At 62.7% G+C, this 21,042-nt stretch carries 18 protein-coding genes; 3 read left to right on the plus strand and 15 right to left on the minus strand.

Features of this window, described 5'->3' with window-relative positions:
- Positions 1-4: 4 nt before the first annotated feature.
- On the minus strand, positions 5-2,773 hold the full coding sequence (secA, locus tag GJ700_RS15120) for a preprotein translocase subunit SecA (protein WP_154375249.1): 2,769 nt from the start codon (positions 2,771-2,773) through the stop codon (positions 5-7).
- A 205-nt stretch (positions 2,774-2,978) separates the two neighbouring features.
- Here secA and GJ700_RS15125 point away from each other — a divergent pair, with 205 nt between their 5' ends.
- Positions 2,979-3,461 carry a DciA family protein gene (locus GJ700_RS15125; RefSeq protein WP_154375251.1) on the plus strand — a complete coding sequence of 161 codons (483 nt, stop codon included), beginning with the start codon at positions 2,979-2,981 and terminating at the stop codon, positions 3,459-3,461.
- Between the two features lie 9 nt (positions 3,462-3,470).
- Here GJ700_RS15125 and lpxC read toward each other — a convergent pair whose 3' ends face one another.
- Together lpxC and GJ700_RS15135 are read right to left on the minus strand one after the other, a co-directional pair.
- A complete protein-coding gene (gene lpxC / locus GJ700_RS15130; RefSeq protein ID WP_154375253.1) occupies positions 3,471-4,406 on the minus strand; it encodes a UDP-3-O-acyl-N-acetylglucosamine deacetylase in 936 nt (311 codons plus the stop codon).
- Between the two features lie 47 nt (positions 4,407-4,453).
- On the minus strand, positions 4,454-5,296 hold the full coding sequence (locus GJ700_RS15135; protein WP_154375255.1) for a DMT family transporter: 843 nt from the start codon (positions 5,294-5,296) through the stop codon (positions 4,454-4,456).
- A 189-nt stretch (positions 5,297-5,485) separates the two neighbouring features.
- Here GJ700_RS15135 and GJ700_RS15140 point away from each other — a divergent pair, with 189 nt between their 5' ends.
- Together GJ700_RS15140 and GJ700_RS15145 are read left to right on the plus strand one after the other, a co-directional pair.
- Complete coding sequence (locus GJ700_RS15140; protein WP_154375257.1) at positions 5,486-5,941, plus strand: zinc-ribbon domain-containing protein; 456 nt, start codon at positions 5,486-5,488, stop codon at positions 5,939-5,941.
- A 54-nt stretch (positions 5,942-5,995) separates the two neighbouring features.
- Positions 5,996-6,469, plus strand: coding sequence for an SET domain-containing protein (locus GJ700_RS15145; protein ID WP_154375259.1), 474 nt, complete (start codon positions 5,996-5,998; stop codon positions 6,467-6,469).
- Positions 6,470-6,518: 49 nt separating this feature from the next.
- Here GJ700_RS15145 and GJ700_RS15150 read toward each other — a convergent pair whose 3' ends face one another.
- The 12 genes from GJ700_RS15150 to GJ700_RS15205 all read right to left on the minus strand — a co-directional run bounded on the left by GJ700_RS15150 (position 6,519) and on the right by GJ700_RS15205 (position 21,037).
- Positions 6,519-7,022: a peroxiredoxin gene (locus GJ700_RS15150; RefSeq protein ID WP_154375261.1), complete on the minus strand. Its 504-nt coding sequence runs from the start codon at positions 7,020-7,022 to the stop codon at positions 6,519-6,521.
- A gap of 178 nt (positions 7,023-7,200) precedes the next feature.
- Positions 7,201-8,412, minus strand: a complete 1,212-nt coding sequence (gene ftsZ, locus GJ700_RS15155; RefSeq protein WP_154375263.1) for a cell division protein FtsZ — start codon at positions 8,410-8,412, stop codon at positions 7,201-7,203.
- Positions 8,413-8,603: 191 nt separating this feature from the next.
- Positions 8,604-9,836 (minus strand): cell division protein FtsA, encoded by a 1,233-nt coding sequence (gene ftsA / locus GJ700_RS15160; protein WP_154375265.1) that lies wholly within the window; start codon positions 9,834-9,836, stop codon positions 8,604-8,606.
- A 45-nt stretch (positions 9,837-9,881) separates the two neighbouring features.
- Positions 9,882-10,652 (minus strand): cell division protein FtsQ/DivIB, encoded by a 771-nt coding sequence (locus GJ700_RS15165; RefSeq protein WP_371867967.1) that lies wholly within the window; start codon positions 10,650-10,652, stop codon positions 9,882-9,884.
- Between the two features lie 6 nt (positions 10,653-10,658).
- On the minus strand, positions 10,659-11,663 hold the full coding sequence (locus GJ700_RS15170) for a D-alanine--D-alanine ligase (protein WP_371867968.1): 1,005 nt from the start codon (positions 11,661-11,663) through the stop codon (positions 10,659-10,661).
- A 1-nt stretch (position 11,664) separates the two neighbouring features.
- Positions 11,665-13,059 carry a UDP-N-acetylmuramate--L-alanine ligase gene (murC, locus tag GJ700_RS15175; RefSeq protein WP_371867969.1) on the minus strand — a complete coding sequence of 465 codons (1,395 nt, stop codon included), beginning with the start codon at positions 13,057-13,059 and terminating at the stop codon, positions 11,665-11,667.
- The gene (gene murG / locus GJ700_RS15180; RefSeq protein ID WP_229507024.1) at positions 13,056-14,162 is read right to left on the minus strand and encodes an undecaprenyldiphospho-muramoylpentapeptide beta-N-acetylglucosaminyltransferase; all 1,107 of its coding nucleotides are present in this window, start codon (positions 14,160-14,162) and stop codon (positions 13,056-13,058) included. Before murG ends, murC begins: the two co-directional genes overlap by 4 nt.
- Positions 14,159-15,370 (minus strand): putative lipid II flippase FtsW, encoded by a 1,212-nt coding sequence (gene ftsW / locus GJ700_RS15185; protein WP_154375267.1) that lies wholly within the window; start codon positions 15,368-15,370, stop codon positions 14,159-14,161. The genes murG and ftsW overlap by 4 nt, the downstream gene beginning before the upstream one ends.
- A gap of 3 nt (positions 15,371-15,373) precedes the next feature.
- On the minus strand, positions 15,374-16,903 hold the full coding sequence (gene murD, locus GJ700_RS15190; protein WP_154375269.1) for a UDP-N-acetylmuramoyl-L-alanine--D-glutamate ligase: 1,530 nt from the start codon (positions 16,901-16,903) through the stop codon (positions 15,374-15,376).
- A 14-nt stretch (positions 16,904-16,917) separates the two neighbouring features.
- Positions 16,918-18,087 (minus strand): phospho-N-acetylmuramoyl-pentapeptide-transferase, encoded by a 1,170-nt coding sequence (gene mraY, locus GJ700_RS15195; protein ID WP_154375271.1) that lies wholly within the window; start codon positions 18,085-18,087, stop codon positions 16,918-16,920.
- 2 nt (positions 18,088-18,089) lie between these two features.
- Complete coding sequence (locus GJ700_RS15200) at positions 18,090-19,490, minus strand: UDP-N-acetylmuramoyl-tripeptide--D-alanyl-D-alanine ligase (protein WP_154375273.1); 1,401 nt, start codon at positions 19,488-19,490, stop codon at positions 18,090-18,092.
- Complete coding sequence (locus GJ700_RS15205) at positions 19,490-21,037, minus strand: UDP-N-acetylmuramoyl-L-alanyl-D-glutamate--2,6-diaminopimelate ligase (RefSeq protein ID WP_154375751.1); 1,548 nt, start codon at positions 21,035-21,037, stop codon at positions 19,490-19,492. The genes GJ700_RS15200 and GJ700_RS15205 overlap by 1 nt, the downstream gene beginning before the upstream one ends.
- Positions 21,038-21,042: the final 5 nt, after the last annotated feature.

A 21,042-nucleotide genomic window follows, 5' to 3' on the forward strand; every position in this document is an offset into this window, starting at 1 on the left:
TTTTTTACGCCAGCTTGCCGTGGCAAGCCTTGTATTTCTTGCCGCTGCCGCACGGGCACGGGTCGTTGCGGCCGGTTTTCACGCCCAGGCTCAGCTGCGCCTCGATTTCCGTCGAGATGCCGCCCTGGCTGCTCGGCGCCAGCAAGTCTTCCGGCGCCGCGTCCGGGTTGAAGTCGGCGTGCTGGTAGCGCACGTTTTCCACGTGCGCCGCCTGCATGGCCGCTTCGGCCGCGTCGATTTCCTCGCGGGTCTGGATGCGCACCGTCATCACCAGGCGCACCACTTCGTTCTTGATCAAGTCCAGCATGGTGCCGAACAGTTCGAACGCTTCGCGCTTGTATTCCTGCTTCGGATTCTTTTGCGCATAGCCGCGCAGGTGGATACCCTGGCGCAGGTGGTCCAGCGCCGCCAGGTGTTCACGCCAGTGGCTGTCCACGCTTTGCAGCATGACGTTGCGCTCGAAGCCGCCAAACGATTCCTTGCCCACCACGTCGACCTTGGCCTGGTACACGGCATCGGCCGCCGCCAGCACGCGTTCGACGATGTCGTCGTCCGTCAGGTTCGGCTCGGTGGCCAGCATCGATTGCAGCTGGACCGGCACCATCCATTCGTTGGCCAGCGCATTTTCCAGCCCGCGCAAGTCCCACTGCTCTTCCACGGATTCGGCCGGCACGTATTCGCGCACCACGTCCGTGAACAAGCCCTGGCGCAGCGACGTGATCATTTCCGAGATATCGGTCGCTTCCAGCAATTCGTTACGCTGCTGGTAAATCACTTTACGCTGGTCGTTGGCGACGTCGTCGTATTCCAGCAGTTGCTTACGGATATCGAAGTTGCGGGCTTCGACCTTGCGCTGCGCGGATTCGATCGAACGCGACACGATGCCCGCTTCGATTGGTTCGCCTTCCGGCATTTTCAGGCGGTCCATCACGGCGCGCACCCGGTCGCCCGCGAAGATGCGCAGCAACGGGTCGTCCAGCGACAGGTAGAAGCGCGACGAACCGGGGTCGCCCTGGCGCGCGGCGCGGCCGCGCAACTGGTTGTCGACGCGGCGGGATTCATGGCGCTCGGTGCCGACGATGTGCAGGCCGCCGGCCGCCACGACTTTTTCGTGCAGCGCCTGCCAGCCATCGCGCAATGCCTTGGCTTGCGCAGCCTTGTCGGCATCGGACAATTCCGGATTGGCGTCGATGAACTTGATCTGGTTTTCCACGTTACCGCCCAACACGATGTCGGTACCGCGGCCCGCCATGTTGGTGGCGATGGTGATCGCTTGCGGACGGCCCGCCTGGGCAATGATTTCCGCTTCGCGGGCGTGCTGTTTCGCATTCAGCACGTTGTGCGGCAACCCGGCGCCGGTCAGGATGCCCGACAGCAGTTCCGAGTTTTCGATCGACGTCGTGCCCACCAGCACGGGCTGGCCGCGCTCGTAGCAATCGCGGATGTCGATCAGCATCGCGTTGTACTTCTCGTTGTTGGTCTTGTAGACCTGGTCTTGCTTGTCCTTGCGCTGCGACGGACGGTTCGGCGGAATCACCACGGTTTCCAGGCCATAGATTTCCTGGAATTCGTACGCTTCGGTATCGGCGGTACCCGTCATGCCGGCCAGCTTGCCGTACATGCGGAAGTAATTCTGGAACGTGATCGACGCCAAGGTCTGGTTCTCGTTCTGGATCTTGACGCCTTCCTTGGCTTCCACCGCCTGGTGCAGGCCATCGGACCAGCGGCGGCCCGTCATCAGGCGGCCCGTGAATTCGTCGACGATCACCACTTCATTGTTTTGCACCACGTAGTGCTGGTCCTTGAAGTACAGCGCGTGCGCGCGCAGCGCCGCGTACAGGTGGTGCACCAGCGTGATGTTGGCGGAATCGTACAGCGATGCGCCTTCCGGCAGCAGGCCCATCTTGACCAGGATGCCTTCGGCTTTTTCATGGCCCGCTTCGGTCAGCAGCACCTGGTGCGATTTCTCGTCCTTCGTGTAATCGCCCGGCACTTCGATCTTGCCTTTGCCGTCCGGGGTTTCCTCACCCACCTGCAAGGTCAGCAGTTTCGGCACTTCATTGATCTTGTAGTACAGGTCGGTATGGTTTTCCGCCTGGCCGGAAATGATCAGCGGGGTACGGGCTTCGTCGATCAGGATCGAGTCGACTTCATCGACGATGCCGAAATTCAGTGCGCGCTGCACGCGGTCGCGGGCTTCGAACACCATGTTGTCGCGCAGGTAGTCGAAACCGAATTCATTGTTGGTGCCGTACGTGATGTCGGACGCGTAGGCCGCCTGCTTGGTGGCGTGTTCCATCTGCGACAGGTTGATGCCGGTGGTCAGGCCCAGCCAGCCATACAGCTTGCCCATGGTGTCGGCATCGCGCTGCGCCAGGTAATCATTGACCGTCACGATATGCACGCCCTTGCCGGACAGTGCATTCAGGTAGGCCGGCAAGGTCGCGGTCAGCGTTTTACCTTCACCGGTACCCATTTCAGCGATTTTTCCGTAATGCAATACCATGCCGCCGATCAGCTGCACGTCGAAGTGGCGCATCTTGAAGACGCGCTTGGACGCTTCGCGGCAGACGGCGAACGCTTCCGGCAACAGGGCATCGAGCGCTTCGCCGTTGGCGATGCGGGCCTTGAAAGCAGGGGTTTTAGCTTGCAGCTCGGCATCCGACAGCTTTTCCATGGCCGGCTCGAGTGCATTGATTTCGCGTACCGTTTTTTGATATTGCTTGAGCAGTCGCTGGTTGCGGCTGCCGAAAATCTGGGTCAGTAAGGACATTGGTTAACGCCGTTAAAAGAGCTATCGTGTGTAAATACGCGGTTGTTTGCGGCTTGCCAGGGGCAAAAGACCGGTGATTTTATCATGCCGCCAGAGCCACGCATGGGCCATGTTGGGCCACATTGGGACGGAAGGCATTTTAACAATAGTGCAGTGAGCGGACAGGCCGTTAAAAAGCCCCGCGTCGTGTGGTAAGGTGGCGCCCATGCGTTTTACGAATTCCTACATCAAGTCGCGTGCCCCGCAGGAAGCCACCAATTTTCTCAAGCGGGACAACAAGCTGGCCGCCCTGCTGCCGGCCGTCGAGCGCATGGCATCTTTACAACAGGATTGCGCCGCCACCCTGCCCGCCATGTTCAGCCAGTGCGACGTGCTGGCGTTCGAGCAGGGCGTGCTGCTGCTGTCCGCACCGAACACGGCGCTGGCGGCCAAACTGAAGCAGCAAGTGCCGAAATTGCAGGATGCGCTGCTGAAGCGGGGGTGGCAAATTAACAACGTTCGCCTGCGCGTGCAAATGATGAAGGCGGTGGAAATCAAGCCGGAAACGCGCCCGCTGTCGCTGTCGACAGCGGCCGTCGATGCGTTTGATTCGCTGAGCCAGACTTTGGAGCAGAGCAAACAAAACGCGCCGCTGATCGCGGCGCTGCAGAGAATGGTGCAAAAACGGCGCGAGCGGCCGGATTACTGATTTCCGGGGTTAATTCGGTTCCCACTCGTGCGTCATTTGCCGCACGTACGATTCCGGCGCGCTGGCCAGGCTGTCATAGGTGACGATTTCATACGCATCCGGGTGCTTCAGCAATTCGCGCAGCAGCAGGTTGTTCATCGCGTGGCCGGACTTGTGCGCTTCATAGCTGGCCACCAGCGGGTGACCCACCAGGTACAGGTCGCCAATTGCGTCGAGGATCTTGTGGCGCACGAATTCATCGTCGTAGCGCAGGCCATCCGCGTTGAGGATGCGGTATTCATCCATGACGATGGCGTTTTCCAGCGAACCGCCGCGCGCCAGGCCGATGCCCCGCAACATTTCCACGTCTTGCATGAAGCCGAACGTGCGGGCGCGGGCAATCGCTTGCACATAGGTGACGTCGCCAAAGTCGACCGACGCGTATTGCGCCGTGCCATCCACCGCCGGGTGGTTGAATTCAATGAAGAAGTCCAGCTTGAAACCGTTGTGTGGCGACAGTCTCGCCCATTTTTCACTGGCGCCCTTGCCGTCGCGCACTTCGACCGGCTTGATGACGCGGATGAATTTCTTGGCGGCGTCCTGTTCCTGCACACCCGCCTGCTGCAGCAGGTAGACGAACGACGACGCGGAACCGTCCATGATGGGGATTTCTTCCGCGCTGACGTCGATGTACAGATTGTCAATACCGAGGCCGGCACAGGCCGACATCAAGTGTTCGACGGTGGACACGCGGGCGCCATCCTGGATCAGCACGGACGCCATGCGGGTATCGCCCACGGCCATCGCGCTGGCGGGGAATTCCACGACCGGGTTCAAATCCACGCGGCGGAACACGATCCCGGTGCCGGCGGCGGCAGGATGCAGGGTCAGCACGACTTTGGTGCCGGAATGCAGGCCGACACCCGTGGTCGTGACTTTTTCTTTGATAGTGCGTTGTTTTAACATCCCAAAATTATAGCGAAGTTGGCGGGTGAGCGTTCCGCCAGCCATTTTTATGGATGTTCGGACTCCGCATGCACGGCTTCGCGCCGCACCAGGTAAATGCCGCTGGCAATGATGATGGCGGCGCCGATCAACGTGTAGGCATCCGGCAGGGTTTGCCACAGCAGCCAGTCGATCGCCACGCCCCACGCCAGCGCCGAGTATTCGAACGGCGCGACGGTGGACGCCTTGCCGCGGCTGAACGCCACCGTGATCGCCAGTTGCCCGAGGAAGCCCGTGATGGCCAGCGCCACGATCACGATCCAGTCCTGCGGCCGGATCGCCACCCATTGGTCCCCGATCATCGCCAGCGAACCGATCGCCATCATCACCAGCAGCCAGAACATGATGTGCTCGTTGGCGTCCGTGCGGCTGAGGATGCGGCTGGCAATGGCCGACACGGCATAGCAGGCGGCCGAGCCCAGCACGGCCAGGCCCGCCACGGAAATAAAGCTCGCCCCTTCCGGGCGCAGCACCACCAGCACGCCGATCAGGCCCACGACGATGGCGCCCCACTGCCGGCCATCGACTTTTTCCTTGAGGATGAACACGGATAACGCCGTGATCAGCGCCGGTGCAATGAAGAAGATCGCATAGGTATCGGCCAGCGGCAGGAATTTCAGCGCATAGGCAAACGACGTCAGCATGCCGATGCCCAGCACGCCACGCAGCAATTGCAGCGACCAGCGGATCTTGAAGATGCCGCCGAATTTGCCACGGTACGCAATGTAGGCGCACACCAGCGGCAGGGAAGACAGGGAACGCAGCGCTGTGACTTGCATGGCCGGGTAGGTTGCAGACAGCACTTTCATGGCCGTGTCCATCAGCGAGAACATGGCCACCGCGGTCAGCATCGCGTAGATGCTGCGCAGGTTTTCATTTGGGGAAGTCAGGATGGCTCCTTGCTGATACAGAGCACTTGATTATAACAACGCAACTTGATTACTGCCGGTGCCTGAAAAATCGCCAACTGTGACAAAGCGCGGATTTTTACGCCATGTCGGCCCGCTATCATTATGTAAATACATTTTTCGAGGATCGTTATGCCGTTTTGCCAGCATTGCGGCTCGCAGGCGTCCGACACGACAGATTTCTGCTACAACTGCGGCGCCGATGTCACGGCCGCCACGCTTGCCCTGCCCGCCATTTCCGATGCGTGGCGCACGCGCTTTGCCTTGCTGCACAAGGCGGGCGGCGCCGCGATGCCGCAATCGATCGCACTCACACTGTCGGAGCGCGCCGTGGTGCGCTTCAACTTGCCGGCATTCGTGCTGGGTCCGGTTTATTACATCGCCATGGGCATGTGGAAAAAAGGCGTAACGCTGGCGCTGCTGTCGTGGGTGCTGGTCTTGCTGGCGCGCCTGCTGCTGGACGCACTGGGCCTGGCGCACGGCGGACTGGCCGCCATGGCCTTCCTGATCCCGCCGCTGCTGTACGCCACGCGCGCCAACATCGATTACTTTACGCGGGTCGTGCTGCATGACGATGGCTGGGTGTAACGACTGACAGTGCAGCGGCTGACAGTCCTTGCCCGAACTTGGTAAGATGGGGCCATGCGCACCCCACTCTATATCGTCAAAGAATCCCCCGTCCACGGCCGCGGCGTGTTTGCGCGCCAGCCCATTGCAGCGGGCGAACGCATCATTGAATACACGGGCGAAATCATCAGCAGCGACGAATCCGCGCGCCGCGCGGAAGCGTCCGGCGGCCCCGTCAATCACACCTTCTTTTTCAGCCTGGCCGACGGCAACCTGATCGATGGCGGCAGCAACGGCAACGATGCGCGCTTCATCAACCACTCGTGCGATCCGAATTGCGAAGCGTATGAAGAAGATGGCCGCGTGTTCATCCACGCGTTGCGCGACATCGAACAGGATGAAGAACTCAACTACAACTACGCGCTGATCTATGAAGCGCGGCATACGCCGGCCATCAAGAAAGCGTTTGCCTGTTATTGCGGCGCGGCCAATTGCACGGGTGTGATGCTGGCGCCAAAAAAACGCAGCCGGAAAAAAGCCGCGGGATAATGAACAACGGCGCCACACGGGCGCCGTTTGTCATTGGATCAGTCTGGAATTACAGCTGGCCCAGCAGGGTTTCAGCGTTCGACTTTTCGAACTTGCCGCCTTCTTCGATGTTCAGTTGCTTGACCACGCCGTCTTCCACCAGCATGGAGTAGCGCTGCGAGCGGGTGCCCATGCCGAACTTGGAAAAGTCCGCGTCCAGGCCCAGTGCTTTCGAGTAGGTTGCATTGCCGTCAGCCATCATGCGGACGATGCCGGTGGCTTTCTGGTCGCGGCCCCAGGCGCCCATGACGAACGCATCGTTCACGGAGATGCACCAGATTTCATCCACGCCCTTGGCTTTCAGCGCTTCGGCGTTTTTCACGTAGCCAGGCACGTGCTGTGCCGAGCAGGTTGGGGTGTAGGCGCCAGGCAGCGCGAAGATCGCGATCTTCTTGCCTTTGACCAAGTCTTCCACCTTGAAGGTGTTCGGGCCGAGGGAGCAGCCTTCGGTTTCGGTTTCGATGAATTCGGACAGGGTGCCTTCCGGCAGTTTGTCGCCAATCTTGATGGTCATTTCAGTGACTCCTCTTTAGTTTTCAAAAAAAAAGCCGCGCAAGCGCGCGGCATGCCCTGGCACAGACCCGCAAGTATGCCAGAGGTTCAACAAAAACGTTTGGAGCAGTCAAAAACGTGCGGCGGGTTGCGGCATGGAGTTACCGCACCCGTCCGCCAGACTTTTTACATCAGCCTGATCAGTCAGCCTGTTTGCGCAGGAACGCTGGAATGTCGTACGTTTCCATGCCATTTTTTTCCATGGCGCGCACTTGCTCGGAAGCCGATTCACGGCGCCACACGGCCGGCGCTTTCATGCCGTCCAGTGCGGAACCGCCGCCGCTGATGCCGCCACCCATGGTGACGGTACCGGTGGCTGCCGCGCCGCCCAGCGATGCCGATGGCATCAGCGGGCCGGTGCCGGTGCGCAGCACAGGCTGCTGTACCAGTTGCACGTGTTTCTTGGCTTTGCCCAGGCCGGTCGCCACCACGGTCACGCGGATGGTGTCGCCCATGGACTCGTCGTAAGCGATACCCTGTGCGATCGACGCGTCCGGCGCCGCGAAGGCGCGCACGGCGGCCATGACTTCCTTGATTTCCTTACCCTTCAGGCCACGCGACGCCGTCACGTTGACCAGCACGCCGCGCGCGCCGGACAGGTCGACGCCGTCCAGCAGCGGCGATGCCACTGCCTGCTCGGCTGCGATACGGGCGCGGTCCACGCCGGACGCCGTTGCCGTGCCCATCATGGCTTTGCCCTGCTCGCCCATGATGGTCTTGACGTCGTTGAAGTCGACGTTGATGTGGCCAGGCACGTTGATGATCTCGGCAATACCGGCCACCGCGTTGTTCAGCACGTCGTCGGCGTGCTGGAACCACTCGATCAGCGATTCATCTTCGTAAATCTCTTCCAGCTTTTCGTTCAGGATCACGATCAGCGAGTCGACGTTGGCGGCCAACTGCTCCAGGCCCTCTTCCGCGATATCCATGCACTTCTGGCCTTCGTGCGAGAACGGCTTCGACACCACGGCCACCGTCAGTGCGCCCTGGGCTTTCGCCACTTCCGCCACGATCGGCGCCGCGCCGGTGCCGGTGCCGCCGCCCATGCCGGCAGCAATGAACACCATGTGCGCGCCGCGCAGCGCGTCTTCGATGCGCTTGCGCGATTCTTCCGCCAGCTGGCGGCCCACGTCCGGCTTCATGCCCGCGCCCAGGCCGGTCTCGCCGATCTGGATGACGTTGTCGGCTTTCGACGTCGACAGCGCTTGCGCGTCCGTGTTGGCGGCGATAAATTCGACGCCGCTCATGCCCTTGTTGATCATGTGCTGGACCGCGTTGCCACCAGCGCCGCCGACGCCGACGACCTTGATGACAGTACCCAGTGATGCGTTATCGACCATATCGAACTCCATGATGTGCTCCTGATTGATGCTGCTTGCCGCGCTGCCAGTCTCTACAGCCCGCGCGGGCAAACTGCGATGTTATATAAAAAATCTGTCCGTTTTTGAAAAAATCTTTTTTGGTGCTGCTTTTTTTAAATTGCTGCCCAATGCTTTGTTACGCGCTTACCACAAACCTTTACTGCTGACCGCCACACGGCGTCTCAGAAGTTCCCGAGGAACCATTCTTTCATCCGCTGCCACACCGCTTTCACCGACCCATCCTGGCGCGTCACGATGTGGCCGCGCAGGTACTGCTTTTTCGCTTCCAACAGCAGGCCCAGCACGGTCGCGTAGCGCGGGCTGCGCACCACGTCGGCCAGCTGGCCACGGTAGTCCGGCGTGCCCAGGCGCGCCGGCTTCAGGAATATGTCTTCCGCCATTTCCACCATGCCCGGCATGATGGAGGTGCCGCCCGTCAGCACAATGCCCGACGACAGCACGCCTTCGTAACCGGATTCGCGCACCACCTGGTGCACCATCGCGAACAGTTCTTCCACGCGCGGTTCGATCACGGCGGCCAGTGCCTGGCGCGACAGGTTGCGGGGACCGCGGTCGCCCAGGCCCGGCACTTCCAGGTGTTCGCCCGGGTCGGCCAGCACTTGCTTGGCCACGCCATAGCGGATCTTGATTTCTTCCGCTTCCGACGTCGGCGTGCGCAGCGCCATGGCGATGTCGTTGGTGATCTGGTCGCCTGCGATGGGAATGACCGCGGTATGGCGGATCGCGCCATCCGAGAACACGGCCACGTCGGTGGTGCCGCCACCGATATCGATCAGCACCACGCCCAGTTCCTTTTCGTCCGGGGTCAGCACGGCGTCCGCCGACGCCATCGGCTGCAGGATCAGGTCGGACACTTCCAGGCCGCAGCGGCGCACGCACTTGACGATGTTCTGCACGGCGCTCACCGCACCCGTGACGATGTGCACTTTGACTTCCAGGCGGATGCCGCTCATGCCGATCGGCTCGCGCACATCTTCCTGGCTGTCGACGATGAATTCCTGCGGCACCGTATGCAGCAATTGCTGGTCGGTCGGGATATTAACCGCCTTGGCGGTTTCAATGACGCGCGCCACGTCGGTCGCCGTGACTTCCTTGTCCTTGATGGCGACCATGCCGCTGGAATTGAAGCTGCGGATATGACTGCCCGCAATGCCCGCATAGACGTTGCGGATCTTGCAGTCGGCCATCAGCTCGGCTTCCTCCAGCGCGCGCTGGATCGATTCCACCGTGGCTTCGATGTTCACCACCACGCCTTTTTTCAGGCCTTTCGATTCGTGCTGGCCCAGCCCGATCACTTCGTGGCGTCCATCGCCCATCACCTCGGCCACGACCGCCACCACCTTGGAGGTGCCGATGTCGAGACCGACGATCAGGTTTTTCGCGTCTTTTGTCATCTGTGTTTGCCTGTATGCTTGAATTCTTTTGCTTAACGCCCAGCTTTAACGCTTTGCTTTGCCTTCCGGCGGTATCTTCAGTCCCTGTGCACTCAACGCCAGGCCATTCTGGTAACGCATGTCGATCGCTTCGATATTCGGCACCCGCGCTTCCAGCTGTGGCCAGATCCGCACCAGCCGGTCGACCCGCTCTTTCAGCATGGTCTTCGACTGTTCGCGTCCCAGTTCGACGCTGACGCCGTTATCGAGCTTGACGGTCCACGCATAGCGTCCAGACAGGTCCAGCCCTTCCGGCACCAGCTTGGCAGGTGCAAACCACGCCTTCAATTCGGCAAACCGTTCCAGCACTTCGTGCTCGCTGCCTTCCGGTCCGGAAAACGCAGGCATCTGCTCCTGGTCTTCTTCCGCTTCCGCCAGGTTGGCCGTGAAGACATCGCCCTTGACCGACAGCAGGCGTCCATCTTCGCCCCAGGTTCCCATGGCTTCATGTTCTTCCAGCGCCACGATCAATTGATCCGGCCACTCGCGCCGCACGCTGGCGCGGCGCACCCATGGCACCGATTCGAACGCCTGGCGCACCGTATCGAGGTTGGCCGTGAAGAAGTTGCCCTGGATGCGGCCCTCGGTCCCGGCGCGCAAGGTCAGGTGGTTCACGTGGCGCAATTCCGCCTTTTCCACCGTCTCGATGCGGATCGTGCGCAAGTCGAACATGGGACGCTGCGACACCCACCACACGCCGGAAGCCGCGCACGCGAGCGCCACCGCGGCGTACAGGCCGGATGCCGTTGCGTTCAGGGCTTTCACGTCATGCCACACTATTCATTACCCCTTGCTTGCTTCAGTTGCTTTCGTACCGATCTTCAGCCGCGCCGTGCGCAGGATTTCCACGCACAAGTCTTCATAGCTGACGCCATCGGCACGCGCGGCCATCGGCACCAGCGAATGCCCCGTCATGCCGGGCGACGTATTGACTTCCAGCAGGAACGGGCGGTTATCCGACGCGCGCAACAGCACGTCGACCCTGCCCCATCCTTCGCAACCGACCGCGCGGTACGCTTCCACGGCAATGCGCTGCATTTCAGCAGCGATGGCGCCGTCCAGCGGAGCCGGGCAGAAATACCTGGTATCGTCGGTGAAGTACTTGTTCTGGTAATCGTAATTGCCATCCGGCGCGACGATTTCCACGATCGGCAGCGCGCGGGCGCCGTTACCGGCGCCCAGCACGGCCACCGTGAATTCGCGGCCAGTGACGAATTCTTCCGCCAGCACGGCGTCGTCCAGCGCGGCGGCCGCGTCATACGCCGCCTGCAGGCCGGCCGTTTCCGTGACCTTGGTGATGCCGATGGTGGAACCCTCATGCGGCGGCTTGACGATCAGCGGCAAGCCCAGGTCCGCCACAACCTTGCCCAGATCCGACTGGGCGTTCAATACCGCGTACTTCGGCGTCGGCAAGCCTTGCGCCAGCCACAGGATCTTGGTGGTGATCTTGTCCATGCCGACCGAGCTGGCCATCACGCCGCTGCCCGTGTACGGAATGCCCAGCAATTCCAGCGCGCCCTGGATGCTGCCATCTTCGCCATAGCGGCCGTGCAGCGCGATGAACACGCGGTCGAATTTTTCGCCGGCCAGTTCCGCCAGCGAACGCTGGCCCGGGTCGAATGCGTGCGCATCGATGCCCTTGGCTTTCAGTGCGGCCAGCACGCCGCTGCCGGACATGTTCGACACTTCGCTCTCGGCCGAGCGGCCGCCGAACAGCACGCCGACCTTGCCGAACGCCTTCGCCTCGTCAGCAGGCAATGGGATAACAGGTTGTTGTGGAGCGCTCACGTTATGCAGCCTTCTGATAAGTCGTCAATTTATTCGGTACGCCGCTGATGGAACCCGCGCCCATCGTCAGCACCACGTCGCCATCGCGCACCACGTTCATGATGGTTTCCGGCATGTCGGCAATGTTTTCAACGAACACCGGCTCCGCCTTGCCGCGGGCGCGGATCGCGTGCGCCAGCGCGCGGCCATCGGCCGCCACGATCGGCGCTTCGCCGGCCGCATACACGTCGGCCAGCACCAGCACGTCGACCGAACTGAGCACGCGGGCGAAATCTTCAAACAGGTCGCGCGTGCGCGAATAACGGTGCGGCTGGAACGCCAGCACCAGGCGGCGGCCCGGATAGGCGGCGCGCGCGGCGGCCAGCGTGACTTCCGTTTCCACCGGGTGGTGGCCGAAATCGTCGACCAGCGCGAAGCTGCCGCCACCGGGAATGGCGACGTCGCCATAACGGGTGAAGCGGCGGCCCACGCCGGCAAAGCCGGCCAGCCCCGCCTGCGTGGCGGCATCATCGATTCCGATTTCACGGGCAATCGCGATTGCCGAGCACGCGTTTTGCACGTTGTGCATGCCGGGCTGGTTCAGCACCACATCCAGGTCGGGATAGCCTTCCTGCAGCACGGTAAAGCGCATCGTCACGCCATCGGCGCGCGCATTGACGGCGCGCACTTCCGCGTCTTCATGGAAACCGTACGTCGTGATCGGCTTGCTGATGTGCGGGATGATGGAGCGCACGTGCGGATCGTCGATGCACAGCATGGCGCGGCCATAGAACGGCAGGCAATTGGTGAATTGCACGAACGCTTGCTTCAGTTTTTCGAAATCGTGGCCATAGGTTTCCATGTGGTCCGCGTCGATGTTCGTGATGACTTCGATCATCGGCGCCAGGTTCAGGAACGACGCATCCGATTCGTCGGCTTCCGCCACCAGGTAGTCGCCCGTGCCCAGTTTCGCGTTGGCGCCGGCTGCCGTCAGGCGGCCGCCGATGACGAACGTCGGGTCCAGGCCACCCTGCGCCAGCACGGACGCCACCAGGCTGGTGGTGGTGGTCTTGCCATGGGTGCCGGCAATCGCGATGCCGCGCTTCAGGCGCATCAACTCGCCCAGCATGACCGCGCGCGGCACGACGGGAATCTTGCGCGCGCGCGCCGCGATCACTTCCGGATTGTCTTCCTTGACGGCGGTCGACGTCACCACGGCATCGGCGTTGCCGATGTAATCGGCCGCGTGGCCCTGGTGCACGGTGGCGCCCATGTCGGACAGGCGCTGCGTCACCGCGTTCGCGCCCAGGTCCGAGCCCGACACGTTGTAACCCAGCGTCAGCAGCACTTCCGCGATGCCGCTCATGCCGCTGCCGCCGATCCCGACGAAGTGTATGTTTTTGACTTTGTGCTTCACTTATTTACCCGAATTCGTTCCAAACTTTTCAAGGACGCGTGTTCCAAAATATCCGCGATGGCGTCGTTCGCATCGCGCTTGCCCACGGCGCGCGCGGCATTGGCCATGGCCAGGCACGCGCTGCGGGTCAGCGTTTCCAGCAAGGCCGCCATGCTTTGCGCATTCAATTCCGTTTGCGGCATGTGGATCGCCGCATTTTGCTTTGCCATCCAGCGTGCGTTGTCGCGCTGGTGGCTGGTGGTCGACGCCACCAGCGGCACCAGCACGCTGGCCACGCCGGCCGCAGTCAATTCCGACACCGTGATGGCGCCCGCGCGGCAAATCACCACGTCGGCGTCCGCATAGGCGCGCGCCATGTCGTCGATGAACGGCACCACGGTCGCCGCGACACCCGCCTTGGCGTAGCCGGCTTGCAGCGCATCGATATTGGCCTTGCCCGACTGGTGCGTCACCACCGGGCGGCGATCAGGCGGGAGCAGCGCCAGCGCCGCCGGCAACGCTTCATTCAGCGCCCGTGCCCCGAGGCTGCCGCCGACCACCAGCACCCGCAGCGGACCGCTGCGGTCCGCGTAGCGCAATGCCGGCGCCGGCGTATCGATGATCTCCTTGCGCACGGGATTGCCCGTCACGGCAGCCTTGCCGGCCGCGCTGCCGAAATCGGCAGGGAAGCCGAAACACACCTGCTGCGCCATCGGCGCCAGCGTCTTGTTCGACAACAGCAGCGCCGCATCCGCATTGACCAGCACCAGCGGCACGCCGCGCAGGCGCGACATCAAACCGCCCGGCACCGTCACGTAGCCGCCCATGCCCAGCACCACGTCCGGACGACGAGCGCCGAGATACGCGAAACAGTCGGCAAACGCCTTGACCATGCGGAATACGCCGGTCACCGTGTGCTTCAAGCCTTTGCCGCGCAGGCCGGAAAAATGGATCGCATCCATCGCGATGCCGTGTTTCGGCACCAGGTCCTGTTCCATGCCGTGCGACGTGCCCAGCCAGCTGACGTCCCAGCCGCGCGCGCGCATGGTCTGCGCAATCGCCAGCCCCGGGAAAATATGCCCACCGGTACCCGCCGCCATGATCATCAATTTACGCTGCGTCATACTCGGCCACCCCGCATCAGCACGCGGTTCTCGTAGTCGATCCGCAGCAGGATCGCCAGGCCGACGCAGTTGATCACGATGCCGGTGCCGCCATAACTCATCAGCGGCAACGTCAGGCCCTTGGTGGGCAGCAGTCCCAGGTTCACACCCATGTTGATGAACGTTTGCACGCCGATCCAGATGCCGATGCCTTTTGCCACCAGCCCGGCAAAGGTCTGGTCGATGGCGATGGCCTGGCGGCCGATATCGAAGGCGCGCTTGATCAGCCAGTAGAACATGGCCACCACCACCAGCACGCCGGCCAGCCCCAGTTCTTCGCCGATCACGGCCATCAGGAAGTCCGTGTGCGCTTCCGGCAGGTAGTGCAGCTTTTCGAGGCTGCCGCCCAGGCCCACACCAGCGAATTCGCCACGGCCAAAGGCGATCAGCGAGTGCGTCAACTGGTACGCCTTGTCTTGCGCATTGCCCTCTTCCCACGGATTGAGGTACGCAAAGAAACGGGCGCGCCGGAACGGCGACAGCGCAATGATCGTCACGAAGATCGTCACCAGCATGGCGCCGATGCCACCGAACCAGATCGCATTGATCCCGCCCAGGAACAGGATGCCCATGGCGATGCAGACGATCACGCCGAACGCGCCCAGGTCCGGCTCCAGCAACAGCAGCATGCCGACAAAGCTGACGGCCAGCGCCATCGGCATGAATCCCTTGGTCAGCTTGTGCATGTATTCCTGCTTGCGCACCGTGTAGTCGGCCGCGTACAGCACGATCACGACTTTCATCAGTTCGGACGGCTGGAAGTTGAACACTTTCAGCGTGATCCAGCGCTTGCCGCCGTTGACCGACACGCCGAGGCCCGGGATGAACACCAGCATCAGCAAGCCCAGGGTGGCGATGAACAGGTACGGCGCGGTCCGCTGCCACGTGGCGATGGGTATGCGGAACGTGAACAGCGCGGCCATGATGGCGATCGCGATGAAGATCCCCTGGCGCACCAGGAAGTAATTATTCTTGTACGCCGCATACTTGGGCGAATCCGGCAGCGCGATCGATGCCGAATACACCATCACCATCCCCAGCAGCAACAGGATCAACACGACCCATACCAGCAACTGGTCGTACTCCATCATCTTCGACGGGCGCGCGCGGCTGTCGATCGCCGTCGAACCGGAAGATGAACCGAAGCGGAATGGCAGCTGGAAGGCCATGGATTACAGCTCCTGTCCGGCGTCCAGCGCCACGTCGCGCACGGTGTCGATAAACACCTGGGCGCGATGCGCATAGTTTTTAAACATGTCCAGGCTGGCGCACGCGGGCGACAGCAGGACAGCGTCGCCCGGCTGCGCGAGTTTGGCGGCCAGCTTCACGGCTGCCGGTAAATCCGTGCCGCAATCGACCATCGCGTCGGCCGCCAGCGCGCCGTTCGCTTCCAGCGTGGCGCGGATCGCCGGGCCGTCACGTCCGATCAGCAGCACGGCGCGCACGTAGCGCGACACCGGCTCGGCCAGCGGATCGAATTGCTGGCCCTTGCCATCGCCGCCGGCAATCAGCACCAGGCGCTGGTGCGCGCCGCCGAAGCTCTTGCCCAGGCCATTCAGCGCGGCCACCGTGGCGCCCACATTGGTACCCTTGGAATCGTCGTAATACTCGACCTGGTTGATCGACCCGATCAATTCCACGCGGTGCGGCTCGCCCTTGTATTCACGCAAGCCATGCAGCAGCGGCGCGAACGGCAAGCCGATGGCGCGGCACAGGGCCAGCGACGCCAGCGCATTCGACGCGTTATGCAAACCACGGATTTGCAGCGCGTCGGACGGCATCAGGTTCTTGATCGTGGTCGGTACTTCAGGAGCCGGTTCATTCTTGCGGCGCTTCTTCGGTTCCGCATCCTCGTCCGGCACCGCCGTGGCCAGCCACGTCACATTGCGCTCGTTGTGCAAGCCAAAGCTGTCCGCCGCCACCGGCTCGTTCAGGCCGAACGTGACATTCCTGCCGACCGGGTCGGCCATCGCCATGACGACGGCGTCGTCGCGGTTCAGGACGCGCACCGTGTCCGCGCCGAAGATGCGCGCCTTGTCCATCGCGTACGCATCCATCGAGCCGTGCCAGTCGAGGTGGTCCTGCGTCACGTTCAATACCGTGGCCGCATGCGCGTTCAGGCTGTACGTCGTATGCAGCTGGAAACTGGACAGTTCCAGCACCCAGGCCTGCGGCAGTTCATTGGCGTCGATGACTTCGCGCAGCACGTCCAGCGCCGCCGGCGAGATGTTGCCGGCCACGCGCGCCGTCAGCCCGGCGCGCTGGATCAACTGGCCCGTCAGGCTGGTCACCGTGGTCTTGCCATTCGTGCCGGTAATCGCCACGACCTTCGGGTCGTAGCCAGTGGAGGCTTTCAGCGCGGCCAGCGCCTGCGCAAACAGTTCGATCTCGCCCCACAGCGGGATTTTTGCCGCCGTGGTGGCCGAGACAATATCAATCAATTCGCGGCCGGGAGCAAGGCCGGGACTGGTGACGGCGAAGTCCATGCCGAACAACAGTTCCATGTTCAGCGGGCCGGAAACGAATTCCGCGCCGGGCACGCTGTCCTTCAATGCGGACAGGCGTGCGCCGACCGCGTCGGCGGAACGGGTGTCGGCCACGCGCACGTGCGCACCCTGGCGCGCCAGCCAAAGCGCAATTGCCAGGCCCGATTCCCCTAGGCCCAGCACCAGTGCTTTTTTTCCGTCGTAGAGCTTTTCCATATCAGCGCAGCGCATCAGCGTAACTTCAACGTCGACAACCCGAACAGCACCAGCATCATCGTGACGATCCAGAACCGCACGACGACCTGGGTCTCTTTCCAGCCTTTTTGCTCAAAGTGGTGGTGCAGCGGCGCCATCAGGAACACGCGGCGTCCCGTGCCATAGCGTTTTTTCGTGTACTTGAACCAGCCCACCTGGATGATGACGGACACGGTTTCCGCGACGAATACGCCGCCCATGATGAACAGCACGATTTCCTGGCGCACGATGACGGCGATGGTGCCCAGCGCGCCGCCCAGCGCCAGTGCGCCGACGTCGCCCATGAACACTTGCGCGGGGTGCGTGTTGTACCAGAGGAAGGCCAGCCCCGCGCCGGCCAGCGCGCCGCAAAAGATGATCAATTCGCCGGCGCCCGGGATGTACGGGATGAACAGGTATTTCGAATACACGGAACTGCCGGTCAGGTAGGCGAACAAGCCCAGCGCGGAACCCACCATCACGGTGGGCATGATCGCCAGCCCGTCCAGGCCATCGGTGAAGTTCACGGCATTCGACGAACCGACAATGACGCAATACGTCAGCGCGATGAAGCCCCAAACGCCCAGCGGATAGCTGATGGTCTTGAAGAACGGGACGATCAGGTCGGCCTTGGGCGGCAAATCCATCGAGAAGCCCGACTGCACCCACTGGAAGAACAGTTCGAACACTTTGGCCGGCGTCGGCGCGGACACGGAAAACGCCAGGTACAGCGCGGCGCCGATGCCCACCAGCGATTGCCAGAAATACTTTTCAGCGGAGCGCATGCCTTCCGGGTCCTGGCGCACCACCTTGCGGTAATCGTCGACCCAGCCGACGGCGCCAAAGCCCAGGGTCACCACCATCACGGGCCAGATCAGGCGATTGGACCAGTCGCACCACAGCAGGGTCGACGTGCCGATCGCGATCAGCACCAGCACGCCGCCCATGGTCGGCGTGCCGTGTTTTTTCAGGTGGGTTTGCGGACCATCGGTACGCACGGCCTGGCCATATTTCATCGCGGTCAATTTGCGGATCACAGCCGGACCTGCCCACAGGCCGATCACCAGCGAGGTGATGGTCGCGAACACTGCGCGCGCAGTGATGAAATTGAACACGCGCAGGGGACTGAATACGTCCTGGTACGTTTGTGCGAGCCAGAGCAGCATGATTAGTGTGTTTCCTTTGTAGCTTGTTGTTGCCCAATCAAATGCTGCACGGCCCGTTCCATTTTCATGAAGCGGGAGCCCTTGATCAATACAGTTGCATCCGGCGTTACCTTTGCTGTCAGTGCGGACAGCAGCGAGTCGAATGTTTCAAAGTGCTGCACGCCACTTACCGTGCCCATATGGCGTGCCAGCTCTCCAGTGACGAGCACATGCTCGATACCCTTGGCGGCGGCATAGGCGGCAATCTCTTCGTGGAATTCGCGGCCCTGCTCGCCCACTTCACCCATGTCGCCCAACGCCAGCACGCGAGGCGCCGGCGCTTTGGCCAGCACATCGATTGCGGCCCGGACCGAATCCGGGTTGGCGTTGTACGTGTCGTCAATCACCACCGCGCCATTGGCGGCAGTCTTCTTTTGCAGGCGGCCCGCGACCGGTGCGAAATGGTCGAGGCCCTGCTTGATCTGTTCCACTGGAACACCCGCCGCATAGGTGCAGGCGACAGCGGCCAGCGCATTCAATACATTGTGTTCGCCGGCGGCTTGCAAGCCGACATAGAACTGCTCCAGGTCGCCGTCGGCTTTACGGATGGAGATGAACATCTGGCTGCCGAAATCGCCGGCGCGGTGCGAGCACGAGACGTCCGCCTCCTTGTTCAGGCCGAAGGTCAAGGTGCGGCGGCCCGCGCTCAGTTCCTGCCACACATACGTGTATTCATCGTGGCGGGGGAACACGGCCACGCCATCGGCCGGCAACGCTGCCAGCACGGCGCCGTTTTCTCGGGCCACGGCTTCCACGGTATGCATGAATTCCTGGTGTTCGCGCTGCGCATTGTTGACCATGGCGATGGTCGGCTGCGCAATGGCGGCCAGGCGGCCGATTTCGCCCGGATGGTTCATGCCCATCTCGATCACCGCCGACTGGTGCTGTTCGTTCAGCCGGAACAAGGTCAGCGGCACGCCGATTTCATTATTCAAATTGCCGCGCGTGGCCAGGCGGCCTTCGTCGCCATGGCTTGCCGCCAGGATGGCTGAAATCATTTCCTTGACGGTGGTCTTGCCATTGCTGCCCGTGACGCCGATCACGGGAATGCTGAAATGCCCGCGCCACCAGTTCGCAATGCGGCCCAGCGCCTGCAGCGTGTCCGGCACGATCAGCGCCGGCAGCGGGAAGCCGTCCGGCACCTGTTCCGCGACAACCGCCGCCACGCCTTTCCCCGCGCACTGCGCGAGGAAATCATGGGCGTCGAAGGTCTCGCCGCGCAAGGCGACGAACAGCGAACCGGCCGCCACGGTGCGGGTGTCGGTCGAGACGCCTTCAAAATGCACATCGGCGCCGTGCAAGACGGCGCCCGATCCACTGGCTGACGTCAGGGCTGGCAAAAGCTGGCTCAGTGTCGCGCGCATCAATTCGGCCTCATCATCGTCAGTCGCGCGCTCAATGCCAGTTGCGCGTGGTCAGCATCGGAAAACGGCATCTTGCGGCCCTTGATTTCCTGGTACGGTTCGTGGCCTTTACCGGCCAGCAGGATCACGTCCTGCTTGCCCGCGTGCTTGACGGCGGACAGGATCGCGGCGGCGCGGTCTTCCACCGCCTGGAACACGGACGAAGGGTGGTTCGCATCCATGCCGGCCACGATTTGCGCGATGATCGCGTGCGGATCTTCGCTGCGGGGATTGTCGCTGGTGACCAGCACGTGGTCGGCCGCCTGCGAAATCTTGCCCATTTGCGGACGCTTGCCCGGATCGCGGTCACCGCCGCAGCCGAACACGCACCATAGCTGGCCGCCCCGCTCCTGCGCCACCAGGCGCAACGTGGACAGGGTCTTTTCCAGCGCGTCCGGCGTGTGGGCGTAATCGATGACCACCAGCGGCGCATCGGCGCCGCCGACCTGCTGCATGCGGCCCGGCGCGGGCACGATGGCTTCGATGGCGTCCACCGCCGCGCGCAAGGCAGTGCCTTTCGCCAGCAGCGCGCCCAGCACCGCCAGCGCATTGCTGATATTGAACTGGCCCACCAGCTGCGTGCGCACGTGCGCCGAACCTTGCGGGCAATCCAGGTGGAATTCCGTGCCGGCGCTGCGCGTGCGCACCTGCGTGGCGCGCAGCATGGCGACATTGGCGATATCCGGCTGCGCGGCGGCTTCCTGCAAGGTGTAACCCATGACGGCAATCTCGCCGGCGGCGGCGCGGGCCGCCAGGCGAAGGGCAATGCGCAGTCCCGCCGGATCGTCGAGGTTGACCACGGCAGTTTTCAAACCGGGCCAGTCGAACAGCTTCATCTTGGCCGCTTCATAGGCCGCCATGCTGCCGTGATGGTCCAGGTGGTCGCGCGTCAGGTTGGTGAACAGCGCCGTATCGAAGTGCATGCCGTCCGTGCGGCCCAGGTCCAGCGCGATCGACGTGACTTCGATGGCCAGCGCCTGCGCACCCGCATCGCGGCTTTCCGCCAGCTTTTGCGCCAGCAGCACGGCGTCCGGCGTCGTGTAACCGGTCGGATCGAAGTCCGCTTCGCCCCGCGCGCGGAACATGCCCACGCCCAGCGTGCCGATCACGGCAGTCTGGCTGCCCAGGCGGCTCATGGCCTGGCCCAGCCACACGGCGCACGATGTCTTGCCGTTGGTGCCCGTCACGCCCACCGTATACATGGCGGCGTCGGGCTGGTTGTAATACGCGTGGGCGATCGGCCCGGACTGGCGCTTCAGGTCCGCCACTTCCAGGTGCGGCACGTTCCACGCGCCATCCCACTGCGCGCCCGCCGCTTCCAGCACCACGGCGCACGCGCCCTGCGCAATCGCGGCGGCGATATAGTCGCGGCCATCCTTGCCGTCGCCCGGATAGGCGAAGAAGACGTCGCCCGCCTGTACGCGGCGCGAGTCCGATGTCAGCTTGCCCGCCTTGTCGCCTACCGCGGCTTGCTGTTTGATCCAGTTACTGATGTCTGTCGGGTTCATGTTCT

The sequence above is a fragment of the Pseudoduganella rivuli genome (genome assembly GCF_009674485.1).
In the GTDB taxonomy this organism is placed as follows: Bacteria; Pseudomonadota; Gammaproteobacteria; order Burkholderiales; family Burkholderiaceae_D; genus Rugamonas; species Rugamonas rivuli_B.